This window comes from Streptomyces sp. NPDC051315 (assembly GCF_044455165.1).
GTDB lineage: Bacteria > Actinomycetota > Actinomycetes > Streptomycetales > Streptomycetaceae > Streptomyces.
Genome location: NZ_JBITEN010000004.1, coordinates 26,397 through 50,664, shown reverse-complemented (window position 1 = coordinate 50,664; position 24,268 = coordinate 26,397). Strand labels below are relative to the sequence as shown.

Here is a 24,268-nt window from a genome sequence, read left to right as displayed (position 1 = left end):
AACTCACCACAGCGCCGATGACGAGAACGAGACCTACCACACCACGCCGTCCGTCGTGTTCAGCAGGGTGGGGCACAGGGGTTGCCTCCCGGGTGGGGAGGCAGTGGTGAGGGGTGGAGCCCGCCGAACGCCAGGCCCCCTCGGGCGGCCCGTCTAGTCCAGGATCCGTGAGCCGCCCACCGGCAGGTCCCACAGGTCCTCGCGGCTGCCTCCCGCCTTCTCCCAGGCGGCCCGCACCCGGGTGAGCGGTTCGAGGACGGGCTCCGCGGACAGGATGAACGTGCCCCAGTGCATGGGGGCCATCCGGCGCGCCCCCAGGTCCTGCGCCGCCCGCACCGCCTCCTCCGGGTCGCAGTGGACGTCGCTGAGCCACCAGCGCGGGTCGTAGGCGCCGATGGGCAGCAGGGCCAGGTCGATGCCGGGGTAGCGCTGCCCGATGCGGGCGAACCAGTGGCCGTAGCCCGTGTCGCCCGCGAAGTACACGCGCTGTCCGTCGGGGTCGGTGAGCACCCAGCCGCCCCACAGGGAGCGGCAGGTGTCGGTGAGGCTGCGCTTGGACCAGTGGTGGGCGGGCACGAAGTCGAAGCGGACGCCGGACAGTTCGGCCGCCTCCCACCAGTCGAGTTCGGTGACGCGGGTGAAACGGCGGCGGTGGAACCAGCGGCCGAGCCCGGCCGGCACGAACACGGGCGTGTCGCGCGGGAGTCGGCGCAGCGTGGGGGCGTCCAGGTGGTCGTAGTGGTTGTGGCTGATGACGACCGCGTCGACGGGCGGCAGCGCCTCCCAGGGGACGCCGACGGGGGTGATGCGGGCCGGGGTGCCGAGGATGCGGCGGGACCAGACCGGGTCGGTCAGGACGGTCAGCCCGCCGACGCGCACCACCCAACTGGCGTGTCCCGCCCAGGTGACGGCGACGGTGCGGGCGTCCACCGCGGGCAGCGGGCCGGGTTCGACGGGCAGCCGTGCGATGTCGGCGAGGCCCTCCGGGCCGGGGCGTATGGCGCCCTCGCGGGCGAAGCGGGCCATGGCCTTGAGGCCGGGCAGCGGAGCGGTCAACCGGTCGTGGAAGGTGCGCGGCCACACCCGCCGCTCCCCCAGCGGACGGGGCGCGGTGAGCGGCGGCGGTACGGGGGACGCCAGCGGGGACCCGATCGCCGGGGCGTCGCTCTCCCGTACGGGCGCACTGGTGGTGGTCGACTCGGACTGCTGCGTCATCGAGGAGGCTCCCATCGCTGAGCGTCGTCACGGAGATCGTCGAGGACCGACCTCAGAAGACTCAACGCGCGTTGCACGTGTGGCAGTTCCAACGGAGTGGGTGAGGTGAGGCATTCCGCGCGCTCCGCGTCCGTGCCGCCCAGCAGCACGGCGGTGGACAGCCGGACGCGCAGCGCCCCGAGGTCGTCGCCGAAGCGGTGGCCGCCCGGCGCGGGCATGCCGAGCCGGGCGGTGAGGAGGTCCTCCAGGTCCTGCGCGTCGCCGACCTCCTGCGCGGACAGGGCGGTGCGCAGGGGCGCGAGGTCGACGTACAGGTGCCGGCCGGCCCGCGGCGGCCGGGAGAGGGCGCCCGCTGCCTCCACGGCGGCGTGCGCGGCGGAGGCCACGCGCGCGTGCAGGCGTACGGAGGCACGCACGCGTGCGGTGACGTGCTCGGGCTCGGTGAGGGCGTGCGCGGCGGCCGCGGCGACCGGTGCCGCGACACGGGCGTCGAGGGCGGTGAGGACGTCGAGCACGCGCGCGTGCAGGTCGTCCCCGGCCGCCGTGGCGGGGAAGCGGGCGACGGCGGCCGGCCAGCCGCCGGGCAGCAGGGCGCCCGCGAGGTCGCTGACGACCGTGACCCGCTCGGGCAGCATCTCGGCGGGGCTGACCAGCACGGTGTCGTTCGGGTCGTGCAGGGTGTCGCGCCAGGTCTCGTCGCTGACCAGGTGCAGACCCTCGTCGGCGGCCGCCTCCACCGCCTCGTGCAGTACCTCGGGCGGGGCGACGGTGGCGGTGGGGTCGTCGGCGACGGACAGCACCAGAAGGCGCGGATCCCCGCCCTCGGCGCGAACCCGGCGCACGGTCTCCAGCAGGGCGAACGGGTCCGGGACGCCACCGCACTCGGCCGGCGTCGCGACATGGAAGACGGGTCTTCCCAACAGGCGTGCGTACGGCGCCCACCAGGCCGCGCACGGCCTCGGCACCAGGACGTCACCGCCGACGGCGGCGGTCAGCGCGAGCAGCAGGGCGGGGGCGCCGGGGCCGGCCACGACCCGCTCGGGCCCGGTGGGCGTGCCGCGCCGCTCCCAGTAGCCGCAGGCGGCCTCCCGCAGGACGGGGCCGCCGCCGACCGGTTCGCTCTCGGCGCGGATGGCGGCATCGGCGAGCACCGCGGCGAGGCCGGGCAGCACGGGCAGCCCGTCCGGAGGGAGCGGCGGCCCGTAGCGGACGGGCCCGTGCCCTTCCGGTTCCGTCCGCCGCATGGGGTCCTCCGCGCAGTCCGTCCCTGGTGCCCTCTGTCGCCGGCCGGTGGTGCGCCGCTCCGCTGCGCCGGGGCTGTCCGCTCCCCGTGTGCCGGGTGGTGCGTGACGACTCGTGCGGAGTCGTACGGTGCCGGGTGTGCTCTCGGGCTCTGAGTACCCCGCGTGCCGCCCTCCCATGGCCGTCCGGCCGGGTTGCGCCGGTCACAGCGCGAGCAGGGCGGGCCCGCGGGCGGCGTCAGGCGTCGTCCGCGGGGCCGCGACGGCACAGCCGGTGCACGGCGGCGCCGAGCGCGCCCGCGATGAGCAGTCCGCCGGCGACGAGGGCGGGGAGGGAGTCGCTGAACGCGCCGCCCGCGCCGGCACGGACGCCGTGCTGGACGGGCGCGGTGGCGCAGGAGGGGTCGCCGTGGCCCCGCGGGCACGGCTTCGTCGTGTCGCAGGACGCGCCGTGGCTCCGGGGACAGGGCTTGGCCGGAGGGCAGGACTCCTCACGGCCCGGCGCGCAGGTCTTGCCGCCGTCGCAGCCGACGCCGTGGGAGGGGGTGCACACCGTCTCGCCGCCGATGTCACCGATGTCACCGGTGTCACTGATGTCACCGATGTCACCCAGGCCGCCTACGTCACCAACGCCACCTAGGTCACCATCGTCACCGCCGCCATCTAGGTCACCACCGTCACCGCCGCCGACGTCACCGCCGCCACCCAGGTCACCACCGTCACCGAGGCCGCCGCTGTCCTCGCCTTCGTCGACACCGGGGACACCGCCGGGAATACCTCCAGGCACCTCGCCGGAACCCTCGCCGCCGTCCTCGCCTTCCTCGACACCGGGCACACCGCCGGGAGCCTCACCGGAACCCTCGTCGTCGCCGCCGGAGTCGCCACCGGAGACGTCGAGGTCCGCGCTCCATGGTGCGCCCTGTCCGCCCGGCGGCGCCGGGCAGGTGCCGTCGACGGTCATGGCGGATGCCGCTCCCGCCGGCTGCTGAGGTATGCCGAGGGCGCCGGCGGGGGCGATCCGGGCGGTGCCCCGGTAGGCGGGGGCGGTCAGTTCGTCGTTGCCGGGCACCCGACTCAGCCGGACGGTCCCGTCGGCGAAGGCCCGCGAGGTGGCGTCGATGGTCATGGGGGCGGGAGCGCCCAGGGGGTCGCAGGTGACGGAGACGGTGACGCGGGTGTCCGGGGCGTTCGTGGCCGGGCCGATCTCCGCCGCCGGGTCCGCGAACGCGGCCGGGGCGGCACCGGCCAGCACGGCACCGGCCAGGGCGGCGGCGGACAGGACACGGGCGGTGCGGCGCATGGGACGGCTCCTTCGGCCGACGACTGCGGGGCACGACGTCCGTGTCCCACAGCCATGACAGCCCGCGCCGGCCCGGACCGCGCGTGGCCGCCCGCCATTGGCGGGAGAAAGGCCCGCCAACCGGGTGACTTCGTCACGAGGGGCGGGTCAGACCCACGCGCCGCGCCCGCGGCGCGGCAGTCTCGGCGCACCCACGGCGCCACACCCTCGCGCCCCACCACGGCGCGGCACCCTCGCGCCACACCATGGCGCCGCACCACGGCGCCACCCCCTCACGCCCCACCATGGCGCCGCACCACGGCGCCGCCACCCCCTCGCGCCACACCGTGCGCGGCACCCTCGCGGCGCGCCCACGCGCCGCTACGCGGCGTCGTTCAGCACCTGCTCCCGCAGCCGGTGGCAGCACCGGTTGATCAGCCGGGACACGTGCATCTGCGAGATCCCCAGCTGCTCGGCGATCCGACTCTGCGTCATGTCGCCGAAGAAACGCATGTACAGGATCGTCCGCTCCCGCTCCGGCAGGGCGGCGAGCCGCGGCTTCACGGCCTCCCGGTCCACCACCGTGTCGAGGGCGGGGTCGGGCGCGCCGAGCGCGTCGCTCAGCGAGTAACCGTTCTCGCCGCCCGGCATCTCCGCGTCCAGCGACAGCGCGGTGAAACTCTCCAGCGCCTCCAGCCCTTCCCGCACCTCGTCCTCGCTCAGCTGCGCGCGCTCGGCGATCTCGGCGACGCTGGGGCGGCGTCCGGAGACGGTCTGGGACAGGTCCTGGCCGGCGAACCGCACCCGGTTGCGCAGGTCCTGGACGCGGCGCGGCACGTGCAGTGTCCACATGTGGTCGCGGAAGTGGCGCTTGATCTCGCCGGTGACGGTGGGCACGGCGTAGCTCTCGAAGGCGTTGCCGGGGTCGGGGTCATAGCGGTCGACGGCCTTGACCAGGCCGAGGGCGGCGACCTGGCGCAGGTCCTCGTAGCTCTCGCCGCGGCTGCGGAAGCGTCCGGCGAGGCGGTCGGCCATGGGCAGCCAGGCTTCGACGATCTGGCCGCGGAGCGCGTCGCGCCGGGGGCCCGGCGGCAGGGTGGCGAGCCTGCGGAACGCCTGCGCGGTGTCGGGGGCGTCGTCGTGCGGGTGGTGCCTCGCGCTCGCTCGGTTTCGCATGGTGCGTAGCAACTCCCTTGGAAGTGCTCTGTGTTGGCCGGTCAGCGGGGAAGCGCGCGGCAGCAGCCGGACGGTCCTGCCGGGGCCGCTGCACGCGGGGTCCCACGGACGTGCCTCCGGTCCGAAGCACTGTGACCGCGCCTGCCCCCGCCCCTGTCCGCAAACACCGCCCGGGTTTCCGCCCAGGTTTTCGGGCGGTGTGGGGGGTGACTCGGGAGGGGTCACGACAAACACCTCCATGCCCTCGTTTCCCGACGCCCGGGGAGGTCCCCTTCATGAGCACCACGGTCTCCGACCACGTTCTGCAGCGGCTGCGCGAGTGGGGTGTGGAGCAGGTCTTCGGCTATCCCGGCGACGGCATCAACGGGCTGCTCGCCGCCTGGGGGCGGGCGGAGAACCAGCCACGGTTCGTGCAGTCCCGGCACGAGGAGATGTCGGCGTTCCAGGCGGTCGGCTACGCCAAGTTCAGCGGCCGTCTCGGGGTGTGCGCGGCGACGTCCGGACCGGGGGCGATCCACCTCCTCAACGGCCTGTACGACGCGAAGCTGGACCATGTGCCGGTGCTGGCGATCGTCGGCCAGACGCACCGCAGCGCCATGGGCGGCTCCTACCAGCAGGAGGTGGACCTGCACACCCTGTTCAAGGACGTCGCCTCGGAGTTCGTGGAGACGGTGACCGTGCCCGAGCAGCTGCCGAACGTGCTGGACCGGGCGATCCGCACCGCCTACGCGCGCCGCTGCCCCACCGCGATCATCATCCCGGGAGACGTGCAGGAGCTGGACTACTCGCCGCCCACGCACGAGTTCAAGATGGTGCCCTCCAGCCTCGACCGGAGCACGTGGACGACCGTGCCGTCCGAGGAGTCGCTGCGGCGGGCCGCGGAGATCCTCGACTCCGGCGACAAGGTGGCGATCCTGGTCGGCCAGGGCGCGGCGGGGGCGCGCGCCGAGGTGGAGCGGATCGCCGAACTGCTCGGCGCGGGCGTGGCCAAGGCGCTCCTCGGCAAGGACGTCCTCAGTGACGAACTCCCGTACGTCACCGGCTCGATCGGGCTGCTGGGCACCCGCCCGTCCTACGAGCTGATGCGCGACTGCGACACCCTGCTGACGATCGGTTCCTCGTTCCCGTACACGCAGTTCCTGCCGGAGTTCGACCAGGCGCGGGGCGTGCAGATCGACCTCGATCCGCACATGGTCGGGATGCGCTACCCGTACGAGGTGAACCTGGTCGGTGACGCGCGCGAGACGCTGCGGCGGCTGATCCCGATGCTGACGTCGGGCGAGGAACGCGGCCGCGAGTGGTTCGAGACGGTGTGCGACAACGTACGGCACTGGCGCGAGGTGATGGAGCGGCGGGCGGAGGTGTCCGCCGACCCGATCAACCCGGAGTACGTCGCCCGGACCCTGGACCCGCTGCTGCCCGAGAACGCGATCGTCACCTCCGACTCGGGGTCGGTGGCGAACTGGTACGCGCGGCATCTGACCATGCGGCCGGGTATGCGCGGTTCCCTGTCGGGGACACTGGCGACGATGGGCTGCGGGGTGCCGTACGCGATCGGCGCGAAGTTCGCCCACCCGAACCGGCCGGTGATCGCGCTGGTCGGGGACGGGGCGATGCAGATGAACGGGCTGGCGGAGCTGATCACCGCGGCGAAGTACAAGGACCGCTGGCTGGATCCGCGGCTGGTGGTCGCCGTGTGGAACAACCACGATCTCAACCAGGTCACCTGGGAGATGCGGGCCATGGGGGGCGCCCCGTCGTTCCTGCCCTCGCAGCAGCTGCCGGACGTGCAGTACGCGGCGTTCGCCCGCTCCCTGGGCCTGACCGGGGTGCGCGTGGAGAAGCCGGAGGACGTCGAGGCGGGCTGGCGTACGGCGCTGGAGGCGGACGGGCCCGCGGTCGTGGAGTTCCTCACCGACCCGGCCGTCCCGCCGATCCCGCCGCACGCGACCTGGGAGCAGATGGAGGCGACGGCGGCGTCGATCCTCAGGGGCGACGCCGACCGGGGCTCCGTGATCAAGCAGGGGTTCATGGCGAAGGTGCAGGAGTTCCTGCCGGGCCGGGAGAGGAAGTAGCCCGGTCCGCGCCACCGGTCCGCGCCACCGGCCATCGGCGGAAGGGAGCCCCCGCCCGAGGCGGGAACCGGCTGGAAGGCCCGTCCGATGGCCGGGTTCCGGCGCGAGGAGCCCCCCGTCCGATGGCCGGGACCCGGCGGAAGGAGCCCCCGTCCGACGCGGACATCGACGAGAGGTATCCCGTGTCGGCTCCCGCCCCACGGGTACGCGGTGGGCCGACCCCGAAGATCTGGAGGGAGACATGCAGCGAGGCAGTGACCGGCTGAGTGTCCACCGGGACGACGAGATGAAGCACGAACTGCAGGGGCTGCTGAGGTCCGGGCACCCCACGCGGTCCGAGGAGTGGCACGACCCCGAGCCGTCCGCCGAGGACGACCCGGAGATCTGGGGCGGGCCCGTGGTGCCGGGCACCTCCCGGGCGTCGCTGGCGACCGTGCGGCTGGAGCTGGCCCGGATCCTGGGCCGCAGTTCCTTCCCCGCGGGCGCGGAGGAGCTCGCCCGGATCCTGCGCCGCAAGAACGCGCCGGACGCCCTCGTGGAGGCGGTGCGGCGGCTGCCGCACAAGACGCGCTACACCAATGTGCAGGAGCTGGCGGAGACGCTGGTCAGGGGCGGCGGATGACGGGCCGCGAGCAGGTCGGCGGGATCGTCGCGGCCGGCGTCACCGTCGACGTGGGCGAGGCGACGACCCCGCCGCCTGCCGTGCGGACCGCTGCCCGGCTGGTTCGTGCCCGGGGTCGCCGACCGGGCCGTGCACCGGCGCACCCGGATCGAGGACACCGCGGGCCGGCACGTGCGTGCTCCTGCCCCGACGGCGAGGAGCTGCTGCGCCGCCGGCGTGCGGCCAAGGCAAGGAAGAAGCAGCGTGCCGGGGGCGACGAGGCCCACTGGCGTGCCACGAAAGGACGTTGAACGATCATGCGCATCGCGTTTCTGACGGCACCCGAGGGCGTCGAGCAGGTGGAGCTGACCGATCCCTGGCAGGCGGCGGTGGACGCCGGCCACGAGCCCGTCCTGGTGTCGACGAAGCCGGGTGAGGTCCAGGCCTTCAACCACCTCGACAAGGGCGACACGTTCATGGTGGACGAGGTCGTCGGCGAGGTGCCCGCGGAGTCCTTCGGCGGGCTGGTCCTGCCGGGCGGCGTCGCCAACCCTGACTTCCTGCGCACCGACGAGAAGGCGGTGGCCTTCGTCAAGGACTTCTTCGAACAGGGCCGCCCGGTCGCCGCGATCTGCCACGCCCCCTGGACGCTGGTCGAGGCGGACGTCGTCCGCGGCCGGGAGCTGACCTCGTGGCCGAGCCTGCGGACCGACGTCCGCAACGCGGGCGGCACCTGGGTCGACGAGCAGGTCAAGGTCTGTGACCACGGGCCCAACAAGCTGGTGACCAGCCGCAAGCCGGACGATCTGAAAGCCTTCTGCGAGACGTTCCTCGAGGTGTTCGCCGCGGAAGCCGCCTGACGGGTGGCCCACGGGCCTGACGGGTGGGCGGGCCACGGGAAGCGTGTGGCGCACGCGCGGACGCGGGACACGTACGGCCGCTTCGAACCGTGCGCGTCCCGCGCCGTGTTCACCCGGCGTCACCGGTGTCACCGCCACCGGGTCACCGGGGCCGGTGTCACCGCCACCGGGTCACCGGGGCCGGTCTTCCCGCCAGAGGCTTCGCCGGCACGTCACCGACCCGGGACGGTCCTTCGAGGAACGTCCTTCTTCGGGACCGTCCTTCGAGGACCGTTGACCCGGGACGGTCCGAGGACCGTCCCGTCCGCTCCCCCGCACGGCCCCGGTGGGCTCAGGCCCCGCCGGGGCCGCCCGTCCTGCCCGGGCCCCACTTGCCGACCGGGGTGCCGCCGGGGGTCCTGCCGCCGTCCTCGGCGGCATCGCGGTCCCGGGCGCCCTCACGGGTTCGGCCCGGCGCGACGGAGCGGCGCGGGTTGCGCCGCAGGTACTCGCCCTCCAGTTGGGCCATGCGGTCGTTGTGGGCGCGCAGCGCGTCGTTCGAGCCGTACAGCAGGGTGTCGTGGCGCGTCCGGTGGATCGTCTCCAGCTCCTTCATGAGCTGCTGGTCGTCCAGCCGGTCCGGGTCGACTCCGGTCATCGTCGTACCCCACTTGTCGTGTTCGTCCATGGGGGTCGGGTACCCGCCTGAGAAGCACCGACCCTCGAGCGGCATCCGGAGGGAGCCATGGATCTCGCTTTCCTGCATCCACTGTACGAACAATCCGGCCCTTGGGCCTCCGTGTACGTCGACACCTCGCGGCACACGGAGAACACCCCCACGAACGGCACCTGACGGCGTCGGCGATGGCGCGCCGGTTGGCCGACCAGGGTGCGGACGAGGCCACCTGCCGGGCCGTGGAGAACGCGATCGAGGAGTTGCGGCACTCCTCCGAACCCCACGGGCGGGCCTTGTTCGCCCGCGCCGGCGAGGTCGTGCTCGACCCGCCGCTGGCCCGGCCCCCGCAGGGCGACACGGCCGAGTGGGCGCCGCTGCCGCGGGTCACGCCGCTGCTGGAGCTGGCAGGCCAGGACCCGGTGTGCGTGGTGGCGTACGTCGACCGCAGGGGCGCGGACTTCGAGCTGCGCAGCGGGCGGCTGGGCCGGGAGGACGCGGGCTCCGTCACCGGTCGGCAGTATCCCGTCCACCGCACGTCGAGCGTCGACTGGTCGGAGCGGCACTTCCAGCTGAAGGTGGAGAACACCTGGGAGCACAACGCGGCGGAGGTCGCCGACGCGCTCGCCGCCTGCCAGGAGGAGACCCGGGCCGACCTGCTGATCCTGGTCGGTGACGACCGGGAGCGGCGGGCCGTGCACGAGCGGTTGCCCCAGCGGCTGCGGGACCGCGTGGTGGAGGCCTCGCACGGAGCCGGCAGCCGGCTGCTGGACGAGGACGTGGAGGCGGCCCGCGCCGAGCACGCCCGCCGACGGGCGGAGGCGGAGCTGGAGCGGTTCCTGGCCGCCCGCACGCCGGACGCCGAGGGGCGCGCCGGGGCCGTGGAGGGCGTGCCCGCGCTGGTCGAGGCGGCCCGGGAGCACCGGATCGACGAGCTGCTGATCCGCGCCGACGGGCCGGACACACACCGCGAGGTGTGGATCGGCGAGGACCCCGACCAGCTGGCCGTGCGCCGTACGGAGCTGAAGGCACTCGGCGAGCAGCATTCGTGGGCGGCCCGCGCGGACGACGCGCTGATCCGCTCGGCGGTCGCCACGGACGCACCCGTCCTCGTGGTCCCCGCGGTCGACGAGGAGACCCCGGTGGGCGGTCTGGGCGCGCTGTTGCGCTGGAAGTGACGTTTCCCCCGGCCGGGGCCGGTGGCTGGGGACGTCCCGGCCCCCCGTACGGTCAGCCCCCGGCCCGTGCTGTCGGCCTCCGGCCGGCGCGATCAGCCCCGGCCCGCGCGGTCACCGGGCCCGGCCCCGGCGGTCACCGGGCCCGCTCCACGCGGCGCTCGTCCCACACGGGCTCCGGGGTCTCCCGGACGCGGCCGTCGCTGCCGAAGACCAGGTAGCGGTCGAAGGAGCGGGCGAACCAGCGGTCGTGGGTGACCGCGAGGACCGTGCCCTCGAAGGCCTCCAGGCCCTCCTGGAGCGCTTCGGCGGACTCCAGGTCGAGGTTGTCGGTCGGCTCGTCGAGCAGCAGGGCCGTGGCACCCTCCAGCTCCAGCAGCAGGATCTGGAAGCGGGCCTGCTGGCCGCCGGAGAGCCGGTCGAAGGTCTGCTCGGCCTGCTGGGTCAGCTCGTAGCGGCGCAGCCGGGACATGGCCGCGCCCCGGTCCTGGGAGTGCTCCTGCCACAGGATGTCCAGGAGCGTGCGGCCCTGCAGCTCGGGGTGGGCGTGGGTCTGGGCGAAGTGCCCGGGGACCACCCGCGCGCCGAGCTTCCACTCCCCCGTGTGCGCCACGTCGTCGCCGGCGAGCAGGCGCAGGAAGTGCGACTTGCCGGAGCCGTTGGAGCCGAGGACGGCGACGCGTTCGCCGTAGAAGACCTCCAGGTCGAAGGGTTTCATCAGGCCGGTCAGCTCGAGTGCCTTGCAGGTGACGGCCCTCACGCCGGTGCGGCCGCCCTTCAGGCGCATGGTGATGTCCTGCTCGCGCGGCGGCTCCGGCGGCGGGCCGGCCTCCTCGAACTTGCGCAGGCGGGTCTGCGCGGCCTGATAGCGGGACGCCAGCTCGTGGCTGACGGAGGCGGCCTGACGCAAATTCAGCACCAGTTTCTTCAACTGGGCGTGCTTTTCGTCCCAGCGGCGGCGCAGCTCCTCGAAGCGGGCGAAGCGTTCGCGGCGCGCCTCGTGGTAGGTGGCGAAGCCGCCGCCGTGCACCCAGGCGTCGGCGCCGGCCGGGCCGGGCTCGACGGAGACGATCTTCTCCGCCGCGCGGGAGAGGAGTTCGCGGTCGTGGGAGACGAAGAGGACCGTCTTGCGGGTCTCCTTCAGCCGCTCCTCCAGCCAGCGCTTGCCGGGCACGTCGAGGTAGTTGTCGGGCTCGTCGAGCAGCAGCACCTCGTCGGTGCCGCGCAGCAGCGCCTCCAGCACGAGCCGCTTCTGCTCACCGCCGGAGAGGGTGCGCACGAGCCGGAACTGCGCCTTGTCGTACGGCACGCCGAGCGCGGCCGTCGTGCACATGTCCCACAGCGTCTCGGCCTCGTACCCGCGCGCCTCGGCCCAGTCGGAGAGGGCCTGCGCGTACGCGAGCTGCGCGGCCTCGTCGTCGACGGTCATGATCGCGTGCTCCGCCACGTCGACGGCCTTCGCGACCTCCTGGATCCGGGGCGAGGAGACGGACACGAGCAGGTCCCGCACGGTCGTCTCGTCCCGGACGGACCCCACGAACTGCCGCATCACGCCGAGCCCGCCGCTGACCGTGACGGTGCCGCCGTGCGGCTTCAGCTCGCCGGAGATCAGCCGCAGCAGGGTGGTCTTGCCGGCGCCGTTGGGCCCGACGAGGGCCACGGCGGCCCCTTCACCCACCCGGAAGGACACGTCGCCGAGCAACGCCCTCCCGTCGGGGAGGTGGTACTCGAGGTGCGCGGCTTCCAGATGTCCCATGGGGACGCATTCTGCGGGCCGCCCCCGGAGCGCGGCAAACCGTTATCCCCGCAGGCCGGGGATCATCCGGAGCGGCGGGCCGGCGGTCACCCGAACCGCTGGCCGAAAGTCAAAAAGACCACCCGGGGCCACGGCCCGGACGCACCCCGCGGACCGGAAGGACCAGGGCCACGCCCCGGACGCCCCGCCCCCGCGGACCGGAGGTGACCCGGGCCCACGGCCCGCACGCCACCCGGGCCCGCAGACCGCGGCGACCCTCCGCCCGGATCGACGGGCGCGGAGGTTCCCCTCCGCGACGGGGTCACCCCAGTGGTTCTCCGGTGGGGCCGGGCTCGCCCGAGGGGGTCACGGTGGCGCCCGCCCAGGACAGCGCCTTCCAGCCGTCGGCCGGGGAGCCCTCCAGGACGACGGCGCCGGTGTTGGCGAGGCGGTGGGCGGCGGCGAAGGGGATGTCGACGTTGTGGGCGCGGGCCGCGGACCAGGTGCGGATGGCGGCGCCGTGGCTGACCAGGGCGACGGTGGAGGCGCCGCTGCCGGCGGCCTCGGCGACCACGGCGTCGTAGCGGGCGAGGAACTCGCTGCCGCTCTCGCCGCCCGGCATGCGCAGCCCCGTGTCCCCGGCCGCCCAGGCGAAGACGGTGCGCATGTAGAGCGCGCCGTGCTCGGAGTCGCCGGGCAGCATCTCCAGGTCGCCCGCGGAGATCTCCCGGATGCCGTCGCGGACGTGCACGTCGAGGCCGCGGGCGGCGGCCAGCGGGGCGGCCGTCAGCTGGGTGCGCACGAGGGTGGAGGCGTAGACGGCCTCGATGTCCTCGTCGGCGAGGGCCTGGGGCAGCGCGGCCGCCTGCCGCTCGCCGAGCTCGGTCAGTCCCGGACCGGGAGCGGCGGTGTCGAGCAGGTAGTCCACGTTGGTGGGGGTCTCGCCGTGGCGGACGAGGATCAGACGCATACGGTCACCCTCCGGTGTCGACACGCCGTCCCCGCGCAGGAAACGGCCACCCCAGGGTACCCGCAGGTCATGAGCCCAGACGTCGATCTGACCGTCCCGAAACCCGGCCGGCACGCCCTGCGCGACCGGCTGCTCGCCCTGGACTGCCGGCTGTTCGAGTTCGCGGCCGAACAGCACTGGCCGGGCGCCGAACCGGTCCTGCCGCGGCTGAGCCGTGGCGCGAACCACGGCGTGCTGTGGTTCGCCACGGCGGCCGCGATGGCGGCGAGCCGCACCCCGCGCGCCCGCCGGGCCGCCGCGCGCGGGCTCGCCTCGCTGAGCCTGGCCTCCCTGACGATCAACACCCTCGGCAAGCGCTCGGTGCGCCGCCCGCGGCCGGGGCTCGATCCGGTGCCGCTGGTCCGGCAGCTCAAGCGGCAGCCCATCACCACGTCCTTCCCGTCGGGCCACTCCGCGTCGGCGGCGGCCTTCGCGACCGGGGTGGCCCTGGAGTCGCCGGCGTGGGGGGCGGTGGTGGCGCCGGTCGCGTTCTCGGTGGCGATGTCCCGCGTCTACACGGGGGCCCACTTCCCGAGCGACGTCCTCGCGGGCGCGGCCCTGGGCGCGGGCGCCGCGTTCGCCGTACGGCGTCTGGTGCCGACCCGTGCCCCGGCCGTCCCGCCGGCCCGGCCGCGCGCGGAGGCGCCCGCGCTGCCCGACGGGGAGGGCCTGGTGGTCGTGGTGAACACCGCCGCCGGGACCGCCGACCGGGTCCGGGCGCTGCACGACGCGCTGCCCCTCGCCGAGGTCGTCGAGTGCGAACCCGCCGATGTGGCGGCCGAGCTGGAGAAGGCGGCGGGCCGGGCCCGGGTCCTCGGGGTGTGCGGCGGCGACGGCACGGTGAACACGGCCGCCGAGGTCGCCCTGCGGCACGGTCTGCCGCTGGCCGTCGTGCCCGGCGGCACCCTCAACCACTTCGCGTACGACCTGGGCGTGGAGGACGTCCGGGCGCTGGGCCGGGCCGTGCGGGACGGCGAGGCGGTGCGGGTGGACGTGGGCCGGTTCGTCTGCGGGGAGCGGCGCGGCGTCTTCCTCAACACGTGCAGCCTGGGGGTGTATCCGGAGCTGGTGCGCGAGCGGGACCGCTGGTCGCGCCGGATCGGCGGCTGGCCCGCCGGGGTCGTGGCGGCCCTGCGCGTGCTGCGCGCCGACCGGCACCCGCTCCAGGCCGAACTCGGGGGGAAGCCCCATCCCTTGTGGCTGCTGTTCGCCGGCAACGGCACCTACCACCGCATGGGCCTGGCCCCGGGCCGCCGTGTCGACCTGGCCGACGGCCGCCTGGACGTGCGGGTGGTGCACGGGGGTCGCAGGCCCGCCCTGCGGCTGCTCGCCGCGGCCTTCGCGGGCCCCCTCACCCGCTCCCCCGCCCACGCGGCCGTGCAGGTCGGCCGACTCCACCTGAAGGGCGTCGCCCCCGGCACGCTCCTCGCCCACGACGGCGAAGTCACCGAGGTCGAGGGTGAGGTGACGTTGGAGAAGCTCCCCGAGGCGCTGACGGTGTACCGGCCGCTGAGCTGAGGCCGACGGCCACGCCGGCTCTTCTCCGACCGTTCCTCCAGAGCGGCTCCGACGGCCGCTGCGACTCGGCTCCGAGGGACGCCCCGCCCGTCGATGACGAACCGTCAGTCCACATGCCAGAACAAACTGTCTCACCATTCGGCGGAGCGCGTACGGTGACGCGCATCGCCCCGGGCTCTCCCGGAGCCCGGGGGCCGGTCCGTCGAGAAGGGGCAGAGCCATGCCGGAAGCACGGGAGACCGCCGTCTACACGCACGGGCACCACGAGTCGGTGCTGCGCTCGCACACCTGGCGGACCGCCGCCAACTCAGCCGCCTACCTGCTCGGTTCGCTGAAGCCCCACATGAAGATCCTGGACGTCGGCTGCGGGCCGGGCACCATCACCGCCGACCTGGCGGCCCTGGTCCCCGACGGGCACGTCACCGCCGTCGACCACGCGCCGGGCATCCTGGACCGGGCGCGGGCCACCGCCTCCGAGCGCGGTCTGACCAACGTCGACTTCGCGGTCGCCGACGTCCACGCACTCGACTTCCCCGACGACACCTTCTGCGTGGTCCACGCCCACCAGGTCCTCCAGCACGTCGGCGACCCGGTGCAGGCGCTGCGCGAGATGCGGCGGGTCACCCGGCCCGGCGGATTCGTCGCCGTGCGGGACTCCGACTACGCGGCCATGACCTGGTACCCCGAGTCGGCCGGCATGGACGCCTGGCTGGACCTGTACCGGCGGGTGGCCCGCGCCAACGGCGGGGAGCCGGACGCCGGACGCCGGCTGAAGTCCTGGGCGCTGACGGCGGGCTTCGCCGAGGTCGCGGCCACCTCGAGCACCTGGACCTTCAGCACCCCCGAGGAGCGGGCGTGGTGGAGCGGCCTGTGGGCCGACCGGACGGTGGCCTCCTCGTACGCCGAGCGCGCCACCCTGGGCGGGCACGCCACCGAGGGCGAACTGCGGGCCGTCGCGGAGGCCTGGCGGGAATGGGGGCAGCGGGAGGACGGGTGGTTCAGTGTCCTGCACGGAGAGATTCTGTGCCGAAAGGACGCCTGATTCGCACAATTGCGGAAACCTGAAAAGCAGGAGGTTCACACTATGGTTCCCATCCTGCTGGTACTGCTTCTGGTGTTGCTTCTCTTCGGCGCCGGATTCGCGGTGGAGGTACTTTGGTGGATCGCGTTGGCGGTCCTCGTTATCTGGCTGCTGGGGTTCCTGATGCGCGGAACGACCGCAGCCGGAGGCAGGGGCCGTTGGTACAGGTGGTGAATTAACCCCCGGCAATGTTCACCGAAAAGGGGATGGGCATCGGAACCACATGGGTGTCCGACACGGCCATCCCCTTTTCCATTCCGTTGTCATTGCCATTCCGTCATGCCGTCATTCCCGGGGGAGCAGCGGTCCGAGCGGCCCGAGGTCCAGGTTCAGGTCCTCGGGCCGCAGTCCGTAGCGCTCGCGCAGCTCGGTCATGCGGTCGTCGAGCAGCATCAGGGTGAGCCCGATGCGCTCCTCCTGCTCCTCGCTGAGGTCGCCCTGGTCGAACCGGCGCAGCGCCTGCCGTTCCATGAGCTGGCGCAGCAGCTCCACGACGGTGAGGACGAGTTTGACCAGGTCGCGCTCGACGGTGTCGGGCTCGAGTTCGAGACGGTTGCGTGGTGAGCTCGGTGTGGTCACGCCCGCTCCCCCCAAGGCGCAGGAACGTTCTCGTTCACGGAACTGATCAGGGCGTTCAGGTCGATGCGGACGAGATCGACGTCCGCGATCCGCAGCGTGAGGTCGCCCGTGATGACGACCCCGCCGGCCAGCAGCCGGTCGAGCAGGTCGACGAGGGCGACCTCACGGCGTTCCACGACGGTCATGCGCCCTCCTCCGCGGCCTGCGCGTCGGCCCGTTCCCGGATCTCTTTCTCGCTCTCCCCGGTGATCTCCTCCGCGCTTTCCGGCGTCTCGGAGAACTCGAGATCCACGAAGGAATAGGCAGCCCACGGCCCGGTGAGTTCCACACGCATTCCGGGCTCCTCGCCCTTCGTGCGGTCGACTATTTCCACGAATTCCTCGGATTCCGCGCGGGGCACCAGATAGGCCGCGTTCAGCACGTTCTGTCCGGAGGCCCGGGAAAGCGCGGAGTTCTGCGGCGGGTGGAGCCGGGCGGCGTCGGCGTGCTCGGCCAGGAGGGTGTGAAGCCGGCCCGCGAACCGCTCGGCCCGCTGCCAGGTGTCCTCGTGCGCCCGGGCCCGCATACGGCGCTGGCGCAGATAGTCCCGGCCGGAGGCGGGTTTCGCCGCCGCCCCGGACGGGGCGGCTTCCGCCGCCTCCGCCTCGACATACACCTTCACACCCCACTCCACGCGCCCCTGCAGCCGGTCCAGGGTGCGCCGGAAGTCCTCCTCGCGCTCCTCGATCATGACGCGGACGCCGCTGTCGTCCCGGAACACGGTCGCGAGCCGGAGCGGGAGCGGCGTCGTGACCACCGTGAGCGCGTCGATCACCTGCTGGTGACCGCGCGCGGTCGCGCTGAGCCAGTCCAGGTCTTCCAGGTGCGCCCGCAACGGCTCCTCGGCGAAGTCGCGCGCCGGTACGTCACTGACGACGGCGACCAGGCCGTGGTGGTGCAGCAGCTTCGCGGGCGCGCCGCCCACGCCGGTCAGCTCGGCCTGCAGCGGCGTGCTGAAGGGCCGGCAGACGGCGTACACGTACCGCAGTCCCGTCATGGCGACTCCTCCCGGGTGCGGGGGGCACGACTGGGTTCCAGCTGTTCCAGCCGCGCCAGCCGCTCACGCAACTCGGCGTTCTCACGCGCGAGTTCGTCGCGGCGGGCGCGGGTGGACAGCTCCGGGTCGTCCTCCCACCAGTCGATGCCCATCTCCTTGGCCTTGTCGACCGACGCGACGATGAGGCGGAGCTTGATGGTGAGCAGTTCGATGTCGAGCAGATTGATCCGGATGTCGCCGGCGATGACGATGCCCTTGTCGAGGACACGCTCCAGGATGTCGGCGAGATTGGCGCCGCTCCCCTGGCCGTACGGCTCCGGCATCCGGCTCGGCATGCTCATCGCCGGCTCCCGTCGTCGGACGCGCCCTCGTCCTCGTACGCCTCCTCGCCCTCTACCTCGCCCTCGTCCTCGTCGTCCTCTTCGTCCTCGTCCTCCTCGTACTCCGCCTCCGGCGCTTCCTCGTCGTACTCCTCGTCCTCGTCCTCCTCGTCCTCCTCGTCCTCCTCGTCCTCTTCGTCCTCGTCCTCCGCGGTCACGTCACCGCGGGCCTCTTCCTCCTCGCCCTCCTGGTCCTCGCTCTCCTCGTCGGAGGGGGTCTCCTCCTGTTCCGCGCGCTCCTTTTCCTCGCGCTCCTCCTCGGCGAGCGCGTCCTCGTGGGAGCGGACGAGCTCGCCGTCGCGGATCTCGCCGCGCCAGCCGTCCTCCACCTCTCCCTTGAGGGTGATGAAGCGGGCGAAGTTCTTCAGGTCGAGGCGGGCACGGCGGCCCTGGGCACGCCAGATGTTGCCGGTCTTCTCGAACAGCCCCGTGGGGTAGTACTCGATGACCAGCAGGACGCGGGTGAGGTTGTCGGCGAGGCGGTGGAAGGAGACGACGCCCTTCGTGGTGCCCTTGGCGCCCTCCGAGGACCAGCAGATCCGGTCGTCCGGTATCTGCTCGGTGGTCTTCGCCTTCCAGCTGCGGTTGGACCAGAAGACCTTCATCTGCCAGTCGCTGGTCGTGTCGTCGGCGCGGCTCGCGCTCTTGACGCCCTTGGCGAAGGTGCTGAAGTCCTGGTACTTGGTCCACTGGTCGTAGGCGGTGCGCAGCGACACGCCGACGTCGATCTGCTCCATGATGACGGTGGGCTTGGAGCCCGCCCCGCCCTTGCGCTTGCCCTTGCCGCCGCCCAGGTTCTTGAACGCGCCGGTGACCTTGTCCTTGGCGCGCGAGGCACCGAGCTCCAGCGCCGTGCGCATCGGGCCCTTGCCCTCGGCCAGCTTGCGGCCGCCGTCCAGAGCCAGCTTGGCGAAGCCGGGGCTCTTGCCCTCGGCGATGTCGTTCAGTCTGCCGGTGGTCTCGCCGAGCTTGCGGCCGACGCCGACCAGCATGCGCTGGGTCTGGGCGGCGAGGTACTCCTGCACCTCGGCCTTCAGCCGGTCGGCGGCCTCGCTCTGCGCCAGTCCGGCGAGCGGGTTGCCGCCGGTCGCCTTGTCGGTCGCCTTACCGGTTGCCTTGCCGGCGGCGGACGTCGCCGATCCGAGTGTCTCGGTCATCACTCACCGCCTCCCTTCGGTCCCCGAGCCCGGGAAGCCGTCTTCGTCATCGTCTTCCTGACCGCGGTGGCCCTCTTGGCGGCCGTCCCGCGGTTGTGGGCCTTCTTGGCGGCCTTCTTCGCGGACGCCTTCTTGGCCATCGGCCTCTTCGGCGCCGGCTCCTCGTCGCTCTGGTCGGCCTTGCCGCTCTGGTCGGCCTCGGCGCGCTCTTCGCCCTCGTCGGTCTCGTCGCCCTCGTCGGCCTCGTCGCCCTCGGTGCGCTCGCCGGCCCCGGCACCCTCATCGGTGTCGGCGCCCTCGTCGCCCTCGCCCTCGTCCTGCGCGGACTCCGGCTCCTCGTATTCCTCGTCCGCCTCGTCCGCCTCGTCGTCCTTCCGCGGCTTCTTGCCCGTCACGTCGGGGACGACGCCCTGGAGCTGGTCGCGGACCTGCGAGGTGCGGCCGTGCAGCCGGTCGGCGAGCGTGCTCATCTGCCGCTCGACCATGGCGCCGGAAGCTGCCTTGCCGACGCCCCGCAGGTCCTGGCGGAGCTGGTCACCGATCTCCTTGAACTGCGGGTTGTCACGCAGCTGCTGGGAGACCAGGTCGGCCACGCCCTTCGGAGTCAGGTTCAACCGCTTGCCGGCCACCATCGAGCCGACGGCGACCGCCAGCTTCATCTTCTTCGTACGCCCGAGGACGTACCCGGCCCCGATCGCGAGGCCCAGTCCCACTCGGTTCATCGTGCCGTCCCGTCGTCCGTCCCCGCGCTGCGGCGCGTGGCGATCTCCAGCCGCTCGAGGAGTTCGTCCTCCATCCGGTCGAACTCCTCCTCCGTGATCTCTTCGGCTTCCAACTTCTCTTCGAGCCGGGAGAGTTCGGCCCGGACCGTGGCGGGGTCGTAGTAGATACGTTCCGCCTCCCGCACCACCTGTCCGATCACCCACCCGCTGCCGCGCACCGGTGCGAAGGGCAGCAGCAGCACCTCCGAGATCAGGCCCATCTCCCCGCTCCTGTCGCTTGTGTTCCTGTGCTACTCCCCCGCTGTGCCCGCCGGCTGCGCCGGGCCGGGCTCCACGAAGCTGTACGGCGGCAGCGGACCGTTGAGACGCAGGTCGAGGTGCGGCCGGTCCTTGCGCAGCTCCTCCACCACGTTCGCGAACTCCGCGGCCGAGTCCCGCGCCACCAGGAACGACACGTTGGCCAGCCAGCCGGTGGACTCCGGGCCCACGCTGACGGCGGCCGCCAGCGGCTCCAGGGTCTGCTGGATCTCGGCCGCGTCCTGGGCCTCGCGGGCCTTGACCGCGGAGGCCACCATCTCGCCGAGCTGCAGCCGCTGCTCGTAGGTGCCGCCGCCGGCCTGCCGGTTGGCCTCGGCGAGGGCCCGCAGTTCGGGACTCTCGGCCATCACCTGGTGCAGCACGGCCTCTTCGATGTGGGTGGCCTTGACGTTGTACTCGACCTTGCCGTCGAGGGCCCGCAGGCGTTCCTGGTAGTGCTCGGCACGCTCGGCGAGCACCCCCGTGACGGCCTTGTCGTCGGGGGCGACGCTGCCGAACCGCATGGGCAGCACGCAGCCCTCGGCACCCGCCTCGGCCAGCACGGTCTGGTGGGCGAGCAGGTCCCGGCGCTTGGGGCGCAGGTTCTCGGGCGCGTCACTGACGATCACCGCCAGGTCGCCCTCGGTCAGCACGCGCACCGGCATGGGCGGCTCGCCGACCCCGGCCAGGCCCTCGGGCAGAGCCGCGTGCGAGCGCGCGGTGATGCCGTAGACGTACGTGCTCACTCCTGCTCCTCCTTCCTGCGGGCGGACGTCGACTTGCGGGCGCGCGGCCGCTCGGCCTCGCTCTCCTCGCGGGCCTGCTTGAAGGCGCCGGAGATGGTCTCAGCGGCACCGGAGAGGGCCCCCTTGGACTTGCCGCGCGCGCCGGACTCGGTGACCTGACCGACCACGTCGGGCAGCCCCGGGCTCTTGCGCGGGCCGGCCTCCAGGTCGAGACGGTTGCACGCCTCGGCGAAGCGGAGATAGGTGTCGACGCTGGCGACGACGACCCGGACGTCGATCTTCAGGATCTCGATGCCGACCAGGGAGACCCGTACGAACGCGTCGATGACGAGCCCCCTGTCCAGGACGAGCTCCAGGACGTCGTAGAGGCCACTGCTGCCGCCTCCGCCGCCGCTCTGTTGTGCCGGGACAACGGTCATGCCGACCGCGCCTCCTTATCTCTGGTGTGGTGTTCGGATGTCGGTGCGGGAGCGGGGCCTAACGGCCGCCGGGCCTGTGCGAGTCGGCCCTCCCGCGTTCGTAACGGCGAACGCGCCGGTAACCGGTGAGCTGCCCTGCCGGGTCGAGCTCCACCTGGTAGCTCGCCATGAGACTCATGGTGTCGGGCACCCGGGCGAGCTCCATGACCTCGATCTCCAGCGACCAGCCGTCCTCCGTCTGCTCGAAGGAAGAGACGCTCTCGGCGGCCATGCCGGTCAGTTCCGCGAGCTGACTGCGCGCCTGGCGCAGCACCTCCATGGGGGTCGGCCGGTCGTCCGCCACGTCGTCGTCCCTGTCGTCCGAGTTCTGTGAAGTCTGCGAATGTGATGTGTTGTTTGTGTTCGCCATGGCCACCTCTTCTTCCGGGTGGCCGGTAGGTCCTTGGCCAAACCTTCACGAGCGCCTGGTTCTGTGCCGCGGGGACGGACGGGCTGCGTACCGGCGGTACGTGCATCAGCCACGCAAGGCGTCGAGGCGGCGTCGCGCGGGGCCGAGGGCGCGGCCGCGGCCGGTCACCCCGGACCACGGGTGGGTGCGGGCCTGCTCGACGGCGTCGGCGATCGTCCAGCGGCGGGGGCCGAGGCCGGGGTCGTCGAGCTGCTCCCAGGTGAGGGGCGTGGCGACGGGCGCGCCGGGGAGGGCGCGCACCGTGAAGGGGGCGACGGCGGTCTGGGCGTAGGCGTTGCGCTGCACGTCGAGGTAGAGGCGGTCGCCGCGGTCCTTCTTGCGGGCGGCCGTGGTGAGCCGGTCGGGGTGCTCGGCGGCGAGCAGCTCGGCGGCGTCCCGGGCGAACGCGCGGACCTCGTCGAAGTCGTGGTGCCCGTTGAGGGGGACGACGAGGTGCAGGCCGCGCGAGCCGGTCGTCATCGGCGCCGACGGCAGCCCGACCTCGTCGAGCAGTTCGCCCACCCGGCGCGCGGCCTCACGGACGGTGTCGAAGTCGTCGACCGCCGGGTCGAGGTCGAAGATCATCAGATCCGGGTGGTCCACCCGGCCGGCCCGCGACAACCAGCGGTGCAGGGTGAGGCAGGCCTGGTCGGCGAGGAACACGAGGGTGGCGGAGTCGTCGCACACGGTGTGGCGGACGGTCCCGTCCTCCTTCGGCACCTCGACCCGGGTGATCCACTCCGGGTAGTGCTCCGGGGTGTTCTTCTGCATGAAGCGGGGGCCGTCGACGCCGTCGGGGTGCCGCTCCAGCATCAGCGGCCGGCCGCGCAGGTGCGGCAGCATGAACGGGGCCACCGCCCGGTAGTACGCGACCAGGTCGTCCTTCGTGTACTCCCCGTACTCCCTGCCGTCCCCGGCGGCGGGTCCGCGGCCCGCGCCGCCGGGGAAGAGCACCTTGTCCGGACGGTGGAGGTCGACGCTGCGCCGTCCGACGCGGACCGTGCGGACAGCGTCGTCGCTCACGGCACCACCGCCGTCTCCACCAGCAGCCGGGCGGAGGCGGCGATCGACTCGGCGTCGATGCCGGCCGCGTGCAGTTGCTCCGCCGGGCTGGCCGAGCCCGGCATCGTGCGCACGGCCAGACGCGCCAGGCGGGGCACGGGCCGCCCGTCGATGAAGGCGTCCAGGACGGCGTCGCCGAGGCCGCCCTCCTCGTGGTGGTCCTCCACGGTCACCAGGCAGCCGGTCTCCTCGGCGGCCTGCCGCAGGGTGGCCCGGTCCACGGGCTTGACCGAGTACAGGTCGATCACCCGGACCGGGATGCCCTCGCCGGCGAGGGCGTCGGCGGCCTTCAGCGCCTCGTGCACGGTGACGCCGGCCGCGACGAGCGTCAGCCGGTCCCCGTCGGAGGAGCGCAGCACCTTGCTGCCCCCCACCGGGAACTCCTCGTCGGGCCCGTAGATCACCGGGCTGTCACCGCGCGAGGTGCGCAGGTAGCGGATGCCGTCCAAGCCGGCCATGGTGGCGACCAGGCGCGCGGTCTGGTTCGCGTCGCACGGGTACAGCACCGTGGAACCGTGCACGGCCCGGAACATCGCCAGGTCCTCCAGGCCCATCTGCGAGGGCCCGTCCTGCCCGATGGCCACCCCGGCGTGCGAGCCGACCAGGTTGATGCCGGCCCCGCTGATCGACGCCATGCGCACGAAGTCGTGGGCGCGGGTGAGGAAGGCCGCGAACGTGGAGGCGTACGGCACCCAGCCGCGCGTCGAGAGGCCCACGGAGGTGGCGACGAGCTGCTGCTCGGCGATGTAGCACTCGAAGAACCGCTCGGGGTGCTCCTTGGCGAAGAACTCGGTGCGGGTGGAGTCGCCGACCTCGCCGTCCAGGGCGACGACGTCGCCGCGGGCCGTACCGAGGGCGGCCAGCGCCTGGCCGAACGCGTCACGGGTGGCGATCTCGTCGCCCTCGTCCCAGCGGGGCAGCTCGAGGTGGCCGGTGGGCACGGAGTGCAGCATGCGGGTGGCGGGCGGCTCGTGCACCTCCACCCGCAGGTCGCCGGGCCCGCCGAGTTCCTCGATCGCCTCGTCGGCGTCCGGCAGCGGCTTGCCGTGCAGGCCCTCGCGGTCCTGGACGGCCTCGACGCCCTTGCCCTTGAGGGTGCGGGCGAGGATCGCGGTGGGCTGGCCCTTGGTGGACAGGGCCTCCCCGTAGGCGCGGTCGACGGCGTCGACGTCGTGGCCGTCGATCTCGACGGTGTGCCAGCCGAAGGCCTGGAAGCGGCGGGCGTAGGCGTCGAGGTCGTGGCCGTGCCGGGTCGGGCCGCGCTGCCCGAGCCGGTTGACGTCGACGATCAGGACGAGGTTGTCCAGGTGCTCGTGGCCCGCGTGCTCGGCGGCCTCCCACACCGAGCCCTCGGCGAGCTCGCTGTCCCCGCTCAGCACCCAGACGCGCGCCGCGGAGCGGTCCAGCCGCTTCCCGGCCAGCGCGATGCCGACGCCCACCGGCAGCCCCTGCCCGAGCGATCCGGTGGCCGTCTCGACCCAGGGCAGCCGCTGCGGGGTGGGGTGGCCCTCGAGCCGGCTGCCGAGCTTGCGGAAGGTGAGCAGTTCCTCGTCGTCGATGGCCCCGGCCGCCTTGTAGGCCGCGTACAGCAGCGGGGAGGCGTGGCCCTTGGACAGCACGAAACGGTCGTTGCCGGGGTGGGCGGGGCGGTCGAAGTCGTAGCGGAGGTGGTTGGCCAGCAGTACGGCCATCAGGTCCGCGGCGGACATGGAGGACGTCGGGTGCCCGGAGCCGGCGGCGGCGGCGGCGCGGACGCTGTCGACGCGCAACTGCCGCCCGAGTTCGGTGAGTTCGGCGGTGTCCAT

At 73.3% G+C, this 24,268-nt stretch carries 25 protein-coding genes and 1 pseudogene; 7 read left to right on the top strand and 19 right to left on the bottom strand.

The genetic code is table 11. The features are described 5' to 3' along the window. Window positions 1-153 precede the first annotated feature (153 nt). The 4 genes from ACIBBD_RS09430 to ACIBBD_RS09415 all read right to left on the bottom strand — a co-directional run bounded on the left by ACIBBD_RS09430 (window position 154) and on the right by ACIBBD_RS09415 (window position 4,911). Window positions 154-1,215 carry an MBL fold metallo-hydrolase gene (locus ACIBBD_RS09430; protein ID WP_399418732.1) on the bottom strand — a complete coding sequence of 354 codons (1,062 nt, stop codon included), beginning with the start codon at window positions 1,213-1,215 and terminating at the stop codon, window positions 154-156. Continuing rightward, window positions 1,212-2,459, bottom strand: a complete 1,248-nt coding sequence (locus tag ACIBBD_RS09425) for an aminotransferase class I/II-fold pyridoxal phosphate-dependent enzyme (RefSeq protein WP_399418730.1) — start codon at window positions 2,457-2,459, stop codon at window positions 1,212-1,214. Before ACIBBD_RS09425 ends, ACIBBD_RS09430 begins: the two co-directional genes overlap by 4 nt. 235 nt (window positions 2,460-2,694) lie before the next feature. Beyond that, the gene (locus ACIBBD_RS09420; protein ID WP_399418729.1) at window positions 2,695-3,756 is read right to left on the bottom strand and encodes a hypothetical protein; all 1,062 of its coding nucleotides are present in this window, start codon (window positions 3,754-3,756) and stop codon (window positions 2,695-2,697) included. 360 nt (window positions 3,757-4,116) lie between these two features. Next, window positions 4,117-4,911, bottom strand: a complete 795-nt coding sequence (locus ACIBBD_RS09415) for an RNA polymerase sigma factor SigF (protein WP_399418728.1) — start codon at window positions 4,909-4,911, stop codon at window positions 4,117-4,119. A 275-nt stretch (window positions 4,912-5,186) separates the two neighbouring features. Between ACIBBD_RS09415 and ACIBBD_RS09410 the strand changes: the two genes are divergently transcribed. From ACIBBD_RS09410 to ACIBBD_RS09400, 3 genes are all read left to right on the top strand, one after another. After that, window positions 5,187-6,986 carry a thiamine pyrophosphate-requiring protein gene (locus ACIBBD_RS09410; protein ID WP_399418727.1) on the top strand — a complete coding sequence of 600 codons (1,800 nt, stop codon included), beginning with the start codon at window positions 5,187-5,189 and terminating at the stop codon, window positions 6,984-6,986. A gap of 241 nt (window positions 6,987-7,227) precedes the next feature. After that, window positions 7,228-7,608, top strand: coding sequence for a DUF2795 domain-containing protein (locus ACIBBD_RS09405; RefSeq protein ID WP_399418726.1), 381 nt, complete (start codon window positions 7,228-7,230; stop codon window positions 7,606-7,608). Window positions 7,609-7,904: 296 nt separating this feature from the next. Then, window positions 7,905-8,447, top strand: a complete 543-nt coding sequence (locus ACIBBD_RS09400) for a type 1 glutamine amidotransferase domain-containing protein (protein WP_399418725.1) — start codon at window positions 7,905-7,907, stop codon at window positions 8,445-8,447. Between the two features lie 331 nt (window positions 8,448-8,778). Here ACIBBD_RS09400 and ACIBBD_RS09395 read toward each other — a convergent pair whose 3' ends face one another. Further along, window positions 8,779-9,114, bottom strand: a complete 336-nt coding sequence (locus tag ACIBBD_RS09395; protein ID WP_399418724.1) for a DUF6158 family protein — start codon at window positions 9,112-9,114, stop codon at window positions 8,779-8,781. Window positions 9,115-9,171: 57 nt separating this feature from the next. Between ACIBBD_RS09395 and ACIBBD_RS09390 the strand changes: the two are divergent. After that, window positions 9,172-10,277, top strand: a pseudogene (locus tag ACIBBD_RS09390) (Vms1/Ankzf1 family peptidyl-tRNA hydrolase). Window positions 10,278-10,410: 133 nt separating this feature from the next. On the opposite strand, the gene ACIBBD_RS09385 reads toward ACIBBD_RS09390, so the two are convergent. Together ACIBBD_RS09385 and ACIBBD_RS09380 are read right to left on the bottom strand one after the other, a co-directional pair. After that, window positions 10,411-12,030, bottom strand: a complete 1,620-nt coding sequence (locus ACIBBD_RS09385) for an ABC-F family ATP-binding cassette domain-containing protein (RefSeq protein WP_399418723.1) — start codon at window positions 12,028-12,030, stop codon at window positions 10,411-10,413. Between the two features lie 301 nt (window positions 12,031-12,331). Further along, window positions 12,332-12,979: a histidine phosphatase family protein gene (locus ACIBBD_RS09380; RefSeq protein ID WP_399418722.1), complete on the bottom strand. Its 648-nt coding sequence runs from the start codon at window positions 12,977-12,979 to the stop codon at window positions 12,332-12,334. A 69-nt stretch (window positions 12,980-13,048) separates the two neighbouring features. On the opposite strand from ACIBBD_RS09380, the gene ACIBBD_RS09375 reads away from it, so the two are divergent. The 3 genes from ACIBBD_RS09375 to ACIBBD_RS09365 all read left to right on the top strand — a co-directional run bounded on the left by ACIBBD_RS09375 (window position 13,049) and on the right by ACIBBD_RS09365 (window position 15,791). Next, on the top strand, window positions 13,049-14,536 hold the full coding sequence (locus ACIBBD_RS09375; protein ID WP_399418721.1) for a bifunctional phosphatase PAP2/diacylglycerol kinase family protein: 1,488 nt from the start codon (window positions 13,049-13,051) through the stop codon (window positions 14,534-14,536). A 220-nt stretch (window positions 14,537-14,756) separates the two neighbouring features. After that, window positions 14,757-15,578, top strand: coding sequence for a class I SAM-dependent methyltransferase (locus ACIBBD_RS09370; RefSeq protein ID WP_399418720.1), 822 nt, complete (start codon window positions 14,757-14,759; stop codon window positions 15,576-15,578). A gap of 42 nt (window positions 15,579-15,620) precedes the next feature. After that, window positions 15,621-15,791, top strand: coding sequence for a hydrophobic protein (locus tag ACIBBD_RS09365; RefSeq protein WP_399418719.1), 171 nt, complete (start codon window positions 15,621-15,623; stop codon window positions 15,789-15,791). 111 nt (window positions 15,792-15,902) lie between these two features. Here ACIBBD_RS09365 and ACIBBD_RS09360 read toward each other — a convergent pair whose 3' ends face one another. From ACIBBD_RS09360 to ACIBBD_RS09305, 12 genes are all read right to left on the bottom strand, one after another. Continuing rightward, complete coding sequence (locus tag ACIBBD_RS09360; RefSeq protein WP_399418718.1) at window positions 15,903-16,196, bottom strand: gas vesicle protein K; 294 nt, start codon at window positions 16,194-16,196, stop codon at window positions 15,903-15,905. Further along, on the bottom strand, window positions 16,193-16,381 hold the full coding sequence (locus tag ACIBBD_RS09355) for a gas vesicle protein (RefSeq protein WP_365459446.1): 189 nt from the start codon (window positions 16,379-16,381) through the stop codon (window positions 16,193-16,195). The genes ACIBBD_RS09360 and ACIBBD_RS09355 overlap by 4 nt, the downstream gene beginning before the upstream one ends. Next, window positions 16,378-17,232 (bottom strand): GvpL/GvpF family gas vesicle protein, encoded by an 855-nt coding sequence (locus ACIBBD_RS09350; protein WP_399418717.1) that lies wholly within the window; start codon window positions 17,230-17,232, stop codon window positions 16,378-16,380. Before ACIBBD_RS09350 ends, ACIBBD_RS09355 begins: the two co-directional genes overlap by 4 nt. Beyond that, window positions 17,229-17,573: a gas vesicle protein gene (locus ACIBBD_RS09345; protein ID WP_399418716.1), complete on the bottom strand. Its 345-nt coding sequence runs from the start codon at window positions 17,571-17,573 to the stop codon at window positions 17,229-17,231. The genes ACIBBD_RS09350 and ACIBBD_RS09345 overlap by 4 nt, the downstream gene beginning before the upstream one ends. Further along, window positions 17,570-18,769, bottom strand: coding sequence for an SRPBCC family protein (locus tag ACIBBD_RS09340; protein ID WP_399418715.1), 1,200 nt, complete (start codon window positions 18,767-18,769; stop codon window positions 17,570-17,572). Before ACIBBD_RS09340 ends, ACIBBD_RS09345 begins: the two co-directional genes overlap by 4 nt. Continuing rightward, window positions 18,769-19,491 carry a DNA primase gene (locus tag ACIBBD_RS09335; protein WP_399418714.1) on the bottom strand — a complete coding sequence of 241 codons (723 nt, stop codon included), beginning with the start codon at window positions 19,489-19,491 and terminating at the stop codon, window positions 18,769-18,771. The genes ACIBBD_RS09340 and ACIBBD_RS09335 overlap by 1 nt, the downstream gene beginning before the upstream one ends. After that, window positions 19,488-19,751, bottom strand: coding sequence for a gas vesicle protein GvpG (locus ACIBBD_RS09330; protein ID WP_399418713.1), 264 nt, complete (start codon window positions 19,749-19,751; stop codon window positions 19,488-19,490). Before ACIBBD_RS09330 ends, ACIBBD_RS09335 begins: the two co-directional genes overlap by 4 nt. A 30-nt stretch (window positions 19,752-19,781) precedes the next feature. Next, window positions 19,782-20,534 carry a GvpL/GvpF family gas vesicle protein gene (locus tag ACIBBD_RS09325; RefSeq protein ID WP_399418712.1) on the bottom strand — a complete coding sequence of 251 codons (753 nt, stop codon included), beginning with the start codon at window positions 20,532-20,534 and terminating at the stop codon, window positions 19,782-19,784. Next, window positions 20,531-20,953 (bottom strand): gas vesicle structural protein GvpA, encoded by a 423-nt coding sequence (locus ACIBBD_RS09320; RefSeq protein ID WP_388748056.1) that lies wholly within the window; start codon window positions 20,951-20,953, stop codon window positions 20,531-20,533. Before ACIBBD_RS09320 ends, ACIBBD_RS09325 begins: the two co-directional genes overlap by 4 nt. 58 nt (window positions 20,954-21,011) lie before the next feature. Further along, on the bottom strand, window positions 21,012-21,362 hold the full coding sequence (locus ACIBBD_RS09315) for a gas vesicle protein (protein WP_399418711.1): 351 nt from the start codon (window positions 21,360-21,362) through the stop codon (window positions 21,012-21,014). Between the two features lie 105 nt (window positions 21,363-21,467). Further along, window positions 21,468-22,424, bottom strand: coding sequence for a non-homologous end-joining DNA ligase (gene ligD, locus ACIBBD_RS09310; RefSeq protein WP_399418710.1), 957 nt, complete (start codon window positions 22,422-22,424; stop codon window positions 21,468-21,470). Beyond that, window positions 22,421-24,268 (bottom strand): transketolase, encoded by a 1,848-nt coding sequence (locus ACIBBD_RS09305; RefSeq protein ID WP_399418709.1) that lies wholly within the window; start codon window positions 24,266-24,268, stop codon window positions 22,421-22,423. The genes ligD and ACIBBD_RS09305 overlap by 4 nt, the downstream gene beginning before the upstream one ends.

What these genes read in the sequence shown, in the direction of transcription:
- ACIBBD_RS09320 (WP_388748056.1), bottom strand. Translation starts at nt 20,953, where the DNA reads ATGACCGTTGTCCCGGCACAACAGAGCGGCGGCGGAGGCGGCAGCAGT.
- ACIBBD_RS09420 (WP_399418729.1), bottom strand. Translation starts at nt 3,756, where the DNA reads ATGCGCCGCACCGCCCGTGTCCTGTCCGCCGCCGCCCTGGCCGGTGCC.
- ACIBBD_RS09375 (WP_399418721.1), top strand. Translation starts at nt 13,049, where the DNA reads ATGAGCCCAGACGTCGATCTGACCGTCCCGAAACCCGGCCGGCACGCC.
- ACIBBD_RS09405 (WP_399418726.1), top strand. Translation starts at nt 7,228, where the DNA reads ATGCAGCGAGGCAGTGACCGGCTGAGTGTCCACCGGGACGACGAGATG.
- ACIBBD_RS09305 (WP_399418709.1), bottom strand. Translation starts at nt 24,268, where the DNA reads ATGGACACCGCCGAACTCACCGAACTCGGGCGGCAGTTGCGCGTCGAC.
- ACIBBD_RS09430 (WP_399418732.1), bottom strand. Translation starts at nt 1,215, where the DNA reads ATGACGCAGCAGTCCGAGTCGACCACCACCAGTGCGCCCGTACGGGAG.
- ACIBBD_RS09410 (WP_399418727.1), top strand. Translation starts at nt 5,187, where the DNA reads ATGAGCACCACGGTCTCCGACCACGTTCTGCAGCGGCTGCGCGAGTGG.
- ACIBBD_RS09340 (WP_399418715.1), bottom strand. Translation starts at nt 18,769, where the DNA reads ATGACCGAGACACTCGGATCGGCGACGTCCGCCGCCGGCAAGGCAACC.
- ACIBBD_RS09365 (WP_399418719.1), top strand. Translation starts at nt 15,621, where the DNA reads ATGGTTCCCATCCTGCTGGTACTGCTTCTGGTGTTGCTTCTCTTCGGC.
- ACIBBD_RS09380 (WP_399418722.1), bottom strand. Translation starts at nt 12,979, where the DNA reads ATGCGTCTGATCCTCGTCCGCCACGGCGAGACCCCCACCAACGTGGAC.
- ACIBBD_RS09350 (WP_399418717.1), bottom strand. Translation starts at nt 17,232, where the DNA reads ATGACGGGACTGCGGTACGTGTACGCCGTCTGCCGGCCCTTCAGCACG.
- ACIBBD_RS09385 (WP_399418723.1), bottom strand. Translation starts at nt 12,030, where the DNA reads ATGGGACATCTGGAAGCCGCGCACCTCGAGTACCACCTCCCCGACGGG.
- ACIBBD_RS09330 (WP_399418713.1), bottom strand. Translation starts at nt 19,751, where the DNA reads ATGGGCCTGATCTCGGAGGTGCTGCTGCTGCCCTTCGCACCGGTGCGC.
- ACIBBD_RS09345 (WP_399418716.1), bottom strand. Translation starts at nt 17,573, where the DNA reads ATGAGCATGCCGAGCCGGATGCCGGAGCCGTACGGCCAGGGGAGCGGC.
- ACIBBD_RS09425 (WP_399418730.1), bottom strand. Translation starts at nt 2,459, where the DNA reads ATGCGGCGGACGGAACCGGAAGGGCACGGGCCCGTCCGCTACGGGCCG.
- ACIBBD_RS09355 (WP_365459446.1), bottom strand. Translation starts at nt 16,381, where the DNA reads ATGACCGTCGTGGAACGCCGTGAGGTCGCCCTCGTCGACCTGCTCGAC.
- ACIBBD_RS09370 (WP_399418720.1), top strand. Translation starts at nt 14,757, where the DNA reads ATGCCGGAAGCACGGGAGACCGCCGTCTACACGCACGGGCACCACGAG.
- ACIBBD_RS09415 (WP_399418728.1), bottom strand. Translation starts at nt 4,911, where the DNA reads ATGCGAAACCGAGCGAGCGCGAGGCACCACCCGCACGACGACGCCCCC.
- ACIBBD_RS09400 (WP_399418725.1), top strand. Translation starts at nt 7,905, where the DNA reads ATGCGCATCGCGTTTCTGACGGCACCCGAGGGCGTCGAGCAGGTGGAG.
- ACIBBD_RS09395 (WP_399418724.1), bottom strand. Translation starts at nt 9,114, where the DNA reads ATGGACGAACACGACAAGTGGGGTACGACGATGACCGGAGTCGACCCG.
- ACIBBD_RS09315 (WP_399418711.1), bottom strand. Translation starts at nt 21,362, where the DNA reads ATGGCGAACACAAACAACACATCACATTCGCAGACTTCACAGAACTCG.
- ACIBBD_RS09335 (WP_399418714.1), bottom strand. Translation starts at nt 19,491, where the DNA reads ATGAACCGAGTGGGACTGGGCCTCGCGATCGGGGCCGGGTACGTCCTC.